Here is a 7,712-nt window from a genome sequence, read left to right as displayed (position 1 = left end):
GCCTCCCCCCCGCCGTCCGGCCTGCCCGACCGCCCGCAGCGTATCGTCTCGGGCATCCAGCCCACCGGCAACCTGCACCTCGGCAACTATCTCGGCGCGATCCGCAACTGGGTGCGGATGCAGGATGCGATGACGGGCGACAGCCGCTGCTATTTCTTCCTCGCCTCGCTGCACGCGATCACCGTGCACAACGATCCGGCGCAGCTGCGCGCCAACGTGCGGGAGATGGCCGCAGCCCTGATCGCCGCCGGGATCGATCCGTCGCGTTCGATCCTGTTCAGCCAGGCGCAGGTGCCGGCTCACCCCGAGCTGGCATGGCTGCTGAACGGCACCGCCCGCATCGGCTGGCTCAACCGGATGACCCAGTTCAAGGAAAAGTCGGGCAAGAACCGCGAGGGCGCCTCGGTCGGGCTGTTCACCTACCCTGTGCTCCAGGCGGCGGACGTGCTGCTGTATCAGGCGACGCACGTGCCGGTGGGCGAGGACCAGAAGCAGCATCTGGAGCTGGCGCGCGATATCGCGACGAAGTTCAACACCGATTTCGGCACCGAGCTGTTCACGCTGCCCGAGCCGATCATCCCGCCGGCCGCCGCGCGCATCATGTCGCTGCGCGAGGGCGGGGCCAAGATGTCCAAGTCCGATCCGTCGGACATGAGCCGGATCAACCTCGTCGACGATGCCGACACGATCCTCCAGAAGATCCGCAAGGCCAAGACCGATCCGGCGCCGCTGCCCGATGACCCGGCCGAGCTGGCCGACCGGCCCGAGGCGCGCAACCTCGTCGGCATCTATGCCGCACTGGCGGACGAAACCTCGGCGCAGGTGCTGGCGCGGTTCGCCGGCCAGGGCTTCGGCGCGTTCAAGCCCGCGCTTGCCGACCTGCTGGTCGCCACGCTGGGCCCGGTGAAGGCCCGGCTCGATGCGTTGCGTGCCGACCCCGGCGAACTCGACCGGCTGCTGGCCCAGGGCGCCGAACGCGCCCGGGAAGCGGCGGCGCCCACGCTCGCCGGTGCCTATCGGGCGCTGGGTTTGCGCGACTAGCCGGGCCGACTGCCGGCAGCCGATTGAACAATGACCGGGCCGACCCCAGATCGAGCCTGTGCAACCCCTATGTTCGCAATGCGTTCAAGGGGTATTCATCCTGAAGGTATCAGGTTGCAAGTCATTGATAGTCGGGCTTTGTCCGTCTGAAAGGTCACCGGCCATGTCGTTTCGCAATCGGTCGTTTCGTACTCGGGTGCTGGCTTTCGCCGCACCACTGTCGCTGCTTGCGCTTGGCGCGTGCGCCACGCCTTTCCGTGCCGACGTGGCACGGTTTCAGGCGATGCCGCCGCCGCAGGGGCAGACCTTCGTCGTTCAGGCTTCCGATCCGCGCAATCAGGGCGGTCTGGAGTTCTCGCAATACGCCAACCTGGTCAGCCAGCGTCTCGTCGCGCAAGGTTATCAGCCCGCACAGACCGCGCGCGGCGCCTCGTTCGTCGTGATGCTGGATTACGGCGTCGACAACGGCAACGAGAAGGTCGTCACCTCGCCCGGTTTCGGTGGCGGATATGGTGGCTTCGGCGGAGGATATGGTCGCTTCGGTGGCGGTTACGGCGGCTTCGGCTACGGTGGTTTCCGTCGACCGTTCTATTACGGCTGGAACGATCCGTTCCTGTTCGGCGGCTACCCCGAGGTGAACAGCTACACCTATTACACCAGCTATCTGGACATGACGATCAGTCGCACCGCCGATGGCCAGCGTCTGTTCGAGGGTAAGGCCAAGGCCCGTTCGCGCGACGACAGCCTGACCCGGCTGGTCCCCAATCTGGTCGAGGCGCTCTTTACGGGCTTCCCCGGTCGCTCGGGCGAAGAGGTGCGGATCACCGTACCGCCGCCGGAAAAGGCTGGCTGAGGCCGGACATGAAAAGGGCCGCTTCCCGGTTCGGGAAGCGGCCCTTTCTCATATTGGGGGGTAGTGCCCTACCCTTCGAGCTGGCGAGTGAGCAGCCGTACATCGGCATCAAGCTCCGCATCCATCGCGCGCAGTTTCTCGATCTGCTTCACCGCGTGGATCACCGTGGTGTGATCGCGCCCGCCGAACCGACGGCCGATCTCCGGCAGCGAACGCGGGGTGAGCTGCTTGGCGAGATACATCGCCACCTGCCGCGGCCGCGCGACTTCGCGCGCGCGACGTGCGCTGCTCATCTCGGTCTGCTTGATCCGGTAATGGTCGCACACCCGCCGCTGGATCTCGTCGATCGTGATGCGGCGCTGGGTGGAGCGCAGCAGGTCCGCCAGCGTCTCCTGCACGAACTCCATGTCGATCGTGCGGCCGGTCAGCATCGCATAGGCGACCACGCGGTTCAACGCGCCCTCCAGTTCGCGCACGTTGGCGCTGATCCGGCGGGCGAGGAAGGTCACGATCTCCTGCGGCATCGACACCTGCGGCATCGCTTCCAGCTTCTTCAGGATGATGTTCAGCCGCAGCTCGAAATCGGCCGGGTTCACATCGGCCACCAGACCCCACGACAGACGCGAGAGGATGCGGCTCTCGATCCCGTCGAGATCCTGCGGGCTGCGATCGGCGGTGATGACGAGCCGACGGCCGGCGCCGATGATCTCGTTCATCGTGTGGAAGAATTCTTCCTGCGTCGATTCCTTGCCGGCGATGAACTGCACGTCGTCGATCATCAGCACGTCGGCAGCGCGCAGCCGCGCCTTGAAGCTGTGCGTGTCCTTCGCGCGCATCGCGGCGACGAACTCGTACATGAACTTTTCGGCCGACATGTAGATCACGCAGGCGCCGGGCTGGCGGGCGAGAAACTCCTGCCCCATCGCGTGCATCAGGTGGGTCTTGCCCAGCCCGGTACCGCCGTGGAGGAACAGCGGGTTGAAGCCGAGCGTGCCGCCCTCGGCCATCGTCTTGGCGGCGTTGTACGCCACCTCGTTGGCCTTGCCGACGACGAACGCATCGAAGCTGTAGCGCGCCTCGAAATTGCCGCCGCCGGTGCTGCGGGCCGGGCTGGCGGCGGCAACAGTGGGCGCCTCGACCACGACCGGCGCCTCGGCCTCCTCCTCGACGACGAACAGCGCCGGGCGCGGTGCATCGCCACCGGCCGCGATCGAGACGCGCGCCACCTGCGGCAGCATCGCTTTCCACGCGCCCAGCAGCTGCTCGGCGAAATGCGTTTCGACCCAGCTTGCCATGAAGTCCGACGGAGCGGCCAGCCGCACCGTCGCCGCCTCGGCATCGAACCCCACGAGCGTGACCGGTTTCAGCCAGCCGTCGAACGTCCGCGCGCCCACCGTGCGCTTGAGCCCGGCCCGCACCGCATCCCACGCCGCCTCGAAGGGCGACGGGGCGATGTCGTCATGCTCATCGCGTTCCACTGGCTTGCCTGCGCCCCTCAAACTCAACCCCCAAAACAGGCGACCGGCAGCGGGACAGGATCGTCCCTTCGCCGGCGAGGGTCTCGCCGGCGTCGCCAGTCGTCGATTCGTGCAACGACGTGGGCAAGCCCGCGCCGGACGGCCGTTCTGTAAGGTCGGGAGGCCGCGATCAAGGCCCGCCGGCGTCACGGAAACGAAATAAACCGGGTTGACAGCGAGACCGACGAAAAACCGCCGATCCTTGCAAGTTGTTGATCCGCAACACTTATTTTCGGTGCCCGGATAGCGACCCAAACCCGAATCGCGGGAAACCCTAGGCTTTGCCGCGTGACCTCGAACGGACACGAAAAAGCCCGCCGGAATGACCCGGCGGGCTTCGAAATCGCGACCCTGATACAGGTCAACCCAGTGCGGTGACCCGCTTGGTCAGCCGGGCGAACTTGCGCGAGGCGGTGTTCTTGTGAACGACGCCCTTGGACACGCCGCGGAACAGTTCCGGCTGCGCGGCGGCGAGGGCCGCGACGGCGGCGTCCTTGTCACCGGCGGTGAGGGCGAGTTCCACCTTCTTCACGAAGGTACGGATGCGGCTGACACGCGCGCCGTTGATTTCGGCGCGACGCTCGTTGCGGCGGATGCGCTTCTTTGCCTGCGGCGTGTTCGCCATGCTCGTCCCTCAAAAGCTGAATAAGAAAACGGCACGGAAACACCGCGCCGGGAAGCGGCTTCCATACACTTGTCCGCGATTCGTTCAACCCCCATCACCGCTGGCAGCGCGCGCAGTAAAACGTCGAGCGCCCGCCATCTACCCGGCGCAGCACCAGAGCGCCGCACGCGCACGCCTGCCCCTCCCGCCCGTAGACGAGGAACTGCTTGGAGAAATATCCCAGCTCGCCATCGGGCCGGGCATAATCGCGCAATGTGGAGCCGCCCGCCTCGATCGCCGCTTCCAGCACGGCGCGGATCGCGGCGACCAGCTTCACCAGCTTCGGGCGGCTCACCTTGCCGGCGGGTTTCACCGGATCGATCCCGGCCATGTGCAGGGCCTCGCACACATAGATGTTGCCGAGGCCCGCGACGATCCGCTGGTCGAGCAGCAGCGGCTTCACCGGCGCCGTCCGCCCGGCGAACGCGGCCGCCAGATGCGCGGGCGTCAGGCCGGGGCCGAGCGGCTCCGGCCCCAGCGCCACGAACGGCGCGAAGGCCGCCACCCCGGCGGTGGCCATCAGGTCGATCGAGCCGAAGCGGCGCGGATCGGCCAGCGCCAGCCGCCGGCCCACCGCCGTCTCGATCAGCAGATGGTCGTGCTTGCCGATCTCCTCCGGGTCGATCCGCCAGCGACCGGACATGCCGAGGTGGAAGATCATCGTATCGCCCCGGTCCGTCTCTATCAGGCCGTATTTGGCGCGGCGGGACAGCGCGGTCACGGTGGCGCCCGTCAGACGCTGGCGAAGATCGGGCGGGATGGCGCGGCGCAGGTCGGCGCGGCGCGGCTCCACGCTGGTCAGGCGCTGGCCCTCCAGCACCGGGCGCAAGCCGCGCACGGTCGTCTCGACTTCAGGAAGCTCGGGCATCGCCGACAGCTAGGTTCGGTTTGCCGCCGGAGCAAGGGGCCGCTAGAGCCGGCGAATGAGCGACACCCCTCCCGATACCGTATCCTTCGGCTATACCGATGTTGCCGTGGCGGAAAAGACCACGAAGGTGGGCGAGGTCTTCCGTTCGGTCGCGGCGAAATACGATCTGATGAACGACGCGATGTCCGGCGGCATGCACCGGCTGTGGAAGGATCGCTTCGTCCGCCGAGTGAAGCCGCGCGCCGGCGAGACCATCCTCGACATGGCCGGCGGCACCGGCGACATCGCCTTCCGCCTCTCCCGTTCGGGCGCGCAGGTGACGGTGGCGGACATCAATGGCGCCATGCTGGAGGTGGGCATGGAACGCGCGGTGAAGCGCGCCATCCCCGGCCTCGTCTGGGCGGAGGAGAATGCCGAGACACTCAGCTTCGGCGATGCGCGCTTCGATGCCTATACGATCGCCTTCGGCATCCGCAACGTAACGCATATCGACCGCGCGCTGGCCGAGGCGCATCGCGTGCTCAAGCGCGGCGGGCGGTTCTTCTGCCTCGAATTCTCCACCACCGTGTGGCCCGGCTTCGCCGACGTGTACGATGCCTATTCGCATAGGATGGTGCCCAAGCTGGGCAAGCTGCTGGCCAACGACGAGGACAGCTACCGCTACCTGATCGAGTCGATCCGCCGTTTCCCCGACATGCCGCGCTTCGCCGGGATGATCGAGCAGGCCGGCTTCGTGCGCGTGACGGCCGAGCCGATCCTGGGCGGGCTGGTGGCGATCCACAGCGGCTGGAAGATCTGACCCCGCCCGCATGACCGCTACCGTCACCCACCTCTGGCGGCTCCTGAAATGGGGCCGCACGCTTGCCAGACACGGCGCGCTGACCGGGATCGAGCGCGATCCGCTGACGCCGCCGGCCGTGCGCCGGCTGGTGCGGATCGCCCGCATCGGCGCGCGCGTGCCGACGCAGCCGGCCTATGCCGATGCGTTCGAGTCGATCGGCCCGGCCGCGGTCAAGCTGGGCCAGGCGCTCGCCACCCGCCCCGATCTGGTGGGCGAGGAGGCCGCACGCGACCTGTTCCGCCTGCAGGATGCACTGCCCCCCGTCCCCTTCGCCGAGATCCGCCTTGCGGTGGAGCAGGCGCTGGGCAAGCCGATCGAGGCGCTGTTCTCGCGCTTCGACGAGAAGGCGGTGGGCGCCGCCTCGATCGCGCAGGTCCACCGTGCCGTCACCACCGAGGGCCGTGCGGTGGCCGTGAAGGTGCTGCGGCCCGGCGTGGAGGAGGATTTCGCCCGCGCGCTCTCCACTTACGAATGGGCGGCGGCGCAGGCCGAGGCGCTGGGCGGCGAGATCGCCCGGCTGCGCCCGCGCCTCGTGATCGCCACCTTCCGCCAGTGGACGATGCGCGAGCTGGATCTGCGGCGCGAGGCCGCCTCCGCCTCCGAACTCGCCGAGTGCATGATCGCCGAGCCGGGCTTCGTCGTGCCCGAGATCGACTGGAGCCGCACGGCGCGTCGGGTGATGACGCTGCAATGGATCGACGGCATCAAGCTGTCCGACCGCGCCGCGCTGATCGCCGCCGGCCACGATACGCAGGCACTGGCGGCACGGCTGGTGCGCGGTTTCCTGCGGCAGGCGATCGCCGAAGGGTTCTTCCACGCCGACATGCACCAGGGCAACCTGTTCGCGCTGCCCAACGGCGATCTGGCGGCGATCGATTTCGGCATCATGGGGCGGATCGACCGGCAGGCGCGGGTGTGGCTGGCGGAGATCCTCTACGGCCTCATCACCGGCAACTACCGCCGCGTGGCCGAGATCCATTTCGAGGCGGGCTACGTGCCGCCGCACCACAACCTCGCCGAGTTCACCACCGCGCTACGGGCGGTGGGCGAGCCGATCCGCGGGCTGGCGGTGAAGGACATCTCGATCGGCCAGATGCTCGATGGATTGTTCGGCATCACCCGCGATTTCGACATGCCGACGCAGCCGCACCTGCTGCTGCTGCAAAAGACGATGGTGATGGTGGAAGGCGTCGCCACCGCGCTCGATCCCGACATCAACATGTGGGAGACGGCCAGCCCGTTCGTGCGCGAATGGCTGCGATCGGAACTGGGGCCGGAGGCGGCGATCGCGGACCGGCTCCTCACCGATTTCCGCACGCTGGCCGGCCTGCCCGATCTGGTCCGCCGGATCGAACGACGCTTTCCGGCCGAGGGCGCCGCGCCGCCCCCGCCCCCTTTGCGCGAGGTGCAGGTGGTGCGGATCGGTGGCGGCTGGCGCTATGCGGCGGTGGCGATGGCGGCGGGCGCTGCCGGCGCGCTGGCGATGTGGCTGGCCTGATCGCTCACCCGCGCCGCCGCCGGCGCGACAGGACGACCGCGACCAGCCCGAGCAGGGCAACCCCGCCGAGGATAAGGGCGGCGGACGGCGCGATGCTCCAGAACATCGCCTGAAGCAGCGCCGCCAGGCCGAGGCCGATGGCGGCGGTGACGTGGATCATCGGACGGTGCCGGCGCGGTTCAGCCCGCCTCGCCGGGCGGGGGCGACGCGGCTTCGGGGGCGCCGTGCGCCCGCCGCTTGCGATAGTGGTTGGCGAGCAGCGTGCCGCCGAGGATGAAGCCGCCGGGCGCCAGCAGGATCACGGCGGCAAGGCCCAGCTTCCGGAGAGTCGCTCTTTGCATCGGGCCTTATCGGCGATCCCGCGTGAACCGGCGATTGCGCGCGCCGCTTTCCCCCGACACCCGCCGGCGATAGGAGGCGCCATGCCCAG

9 protein-coding genes are annotated in these 7,712 nt (G+C 68.4%); 4 read left to right on the top strand and 5 right to left on the bottom strand.

Annotation, left to right across the window (positions count from 1 at the left end; translation table 11 throughout):
• The first annotated feature begins 21 nt into the window (after positions 1 to 21).
• On the top strand, positions 22 to 1,041 hold the full coding sequence (gene trpS / locus FOY91_RS20010) for a tryptophan--tRNA ligase (RefSeq protein WP_145155650.1): 1,020 nt from the start codon (positions 22 to 24) through the stop codon (positions 1,039 to 1,041).
• A gap of 163 nt (positions 1,042 to 1,204) precedes the next feature.
• Positions 1,205 to 1,894 carry a DUF4136 domain-containing protein gene (locus FOY91_RS20005; protein ID WP_145155648.1) on the top strand — a complete coding sequence of 230 codons (690 nt, stop codon included), beginning with the start codon at positions 1,205 to 1,207 and terminating at the stop codon, positions 1,892 to 1,894.
• 68 nt (positions 1,895 to 1,962) lie between these two features.
• Here FOY91_RS20005 and dnaA read toward each other — a convergent pair whose 3' ends face one another.
• The 3 genes from dnaA to mutM all read right to left on the bottom strand — a co-directional run bounded on the left by dnaA (position 1,963) and on the right by mutM (position 4,943).
• The gene (gene dnaA / locus FOY91_RS20000) at positions 1,963 to 3,372 is read right to left on the bottom strand and encodes a chromosomal replication initiator protein DnaA (RefSeq protein ID WP_203234650.1); all 1,410 of its coding nucleotides are present in this window, start codon (positions 3,370 to 3,372) and stop codon (positions 1,963 to 1,965) included.
• Positions 3,373 to 3,772: 400 nt separating this feature from the next.
• Positions 3,773 to 4,036 carry a 30S ribosomal protein S20 gene (gene rpsT / locus FOY91_RS19995; protein ID WP_145155645.1) on the bottom strand — a complete coding sequence of 88 codons (264 nt, stop codon included), beginning with the start codon at positions 4,034 to 4,036 and terminating at the stop codon, positions 3,773 to 3,775.
• A gap of 94 nt (positions 4,037 to 4,130) precedes the next feature.
• Entirely contained in the window at positions 4,131 to 4,943 is an 813-nt protein-coding gene (mutM, locus tag FOY91_RS19990; RefSeq protein WP_145155643.1) for a bifunctional DNA-formamidopyrimidine glycosylase/DNA-(apurinic or apyrimidinic site) lyase, read from the bottom strand.
• A gap of 55 nt (positions 4,944 to 4,998) precedes the next feature.
• On the opposite strand from mutM, the gene FOY91_RS19985 reads away from it, so the two are divergent.
• A complete protein-coding gene (locus FOY91_RS19985; RefSeq protein WP_145155641.1) occupies positions 4,999 to 5,742 on the top strand; it encodes a class I SAM-dependent methyltransferase in 744 nt (247 codons plus the stop codon).
• 10 nt (positions 5,743 to 5,752) lie between these two features.
• Positions 5,753 to 7,282, top strand: a complete 1,530-nt coding sequence (gene ubiB / locus FOY91_RS19980; RefSeq protein ID WP_145155639.1) for a 2-polyprenylphenol 6-hydroxylase — start codon at positions 5,753 to 5,755, stop codon at positions 7,280 to 7,282.
• A 4-nt stretch (positions 7,283 to 7,286) separates the two neighbouring features.
• Here ubiB and FOY91_RS19975 read toward each other — a convergent pair whose 3' ends face one another.
• Positions 7,287 to 7,442: an LPXTG cell wall anchor domain-containing protein gene (locus tag FOY91_RS19975; RefSeq protein ID WP_145155637.1), complete on the bottom strand. Its 156-nt coding sequence runs from the start codon at positions 7,440 to 7,442 to the stop codon at positions 7,287 to 7,289.
• A gap of 19 nt (positions 7,443 to 7,461) precedes the next feature.
• The gene (locus FOY91_RS22130; protein WP_203234649.1) at positions 7,462 to 7,623 is read right to left on the bottom strand and encodes a hypothetical protein; all 162 of its coding nucleotides are present in this window, start codon (positions 7,621 to 7,623) and stop codon (positions 7,462 to 7,464) included.
• Positions 7,624 to 7,712: the final 89 nt, after the last annotated feature.

The sequence above is a fragment of the Alterirhizorhabdus solaris genome (genome assembly GCF_007785815.1).
In the GTDB taxonomy this organism is placed as follows: Bacteria; Pseudomonadota; Alphaproteobacteria; order Sphingomonadales; family Sphingomonadaceae; genus Alterirhizorhabdus; species Alterirhizorhabdus solaris.
The sequence above is the reverse complement of the archived record's forward strand: the minus strand, read 5'-3'. Positions and strand labels throughout refer to the sequence as shown.

Bases quoted from the DNA above. Each gene is read 5' to 3' on its own strand.
- FOY91_RS19985 (WP_145155641.1), top strand. From the start codon at position 4,999: ATGAGCGACACCCCTCCCGATACCGTATCCTTCGGCTATACCGATGTT.
- FOY91_RS20005 (WP_145155648.1), top strand. From the start codon at position 1,205: ATGTCGTTTCGCAATCGGTCGTTTCGTACTCGGGTGCTGGCTTTCGCC.
- mutM (WP_145155643.1), bottom strand. From the start codon at position 4,943: ATGCCCGAGCTTCCTGAAGTCGAGACGACCGTGCGCGGCTTGCGCCCG.
- ubiB (WP_145155639.1), top strand. From the start codon at position 5,753: ATGACCGCTACCGTCACCCACCTCTGGCGGCTCCTGAAATGGGGCCGC.
- rpsT (WP_145155645.1), bottom strand. From the start codon at position 4,036: ATGGCGAACACGCCGCAGGCAAAGAAGCGCATCCGCCGCAACGAGCGT.
- FOY91_RS22130 (WP_203234649.1), bottom strand. From the start codon at position 7,623: ATGCAAAGAGCGACTCTCCGGAAGCTGGGCCTTGCCGCCGTGATCCTG.
- FOY91_RS19975 (WP_145155637.1), bottom strand. From the start codon at position 7,442: ATGATCCACGTCACCGCCGCCATCGGCCTCGGCCTGGCGGCGCTGCTT.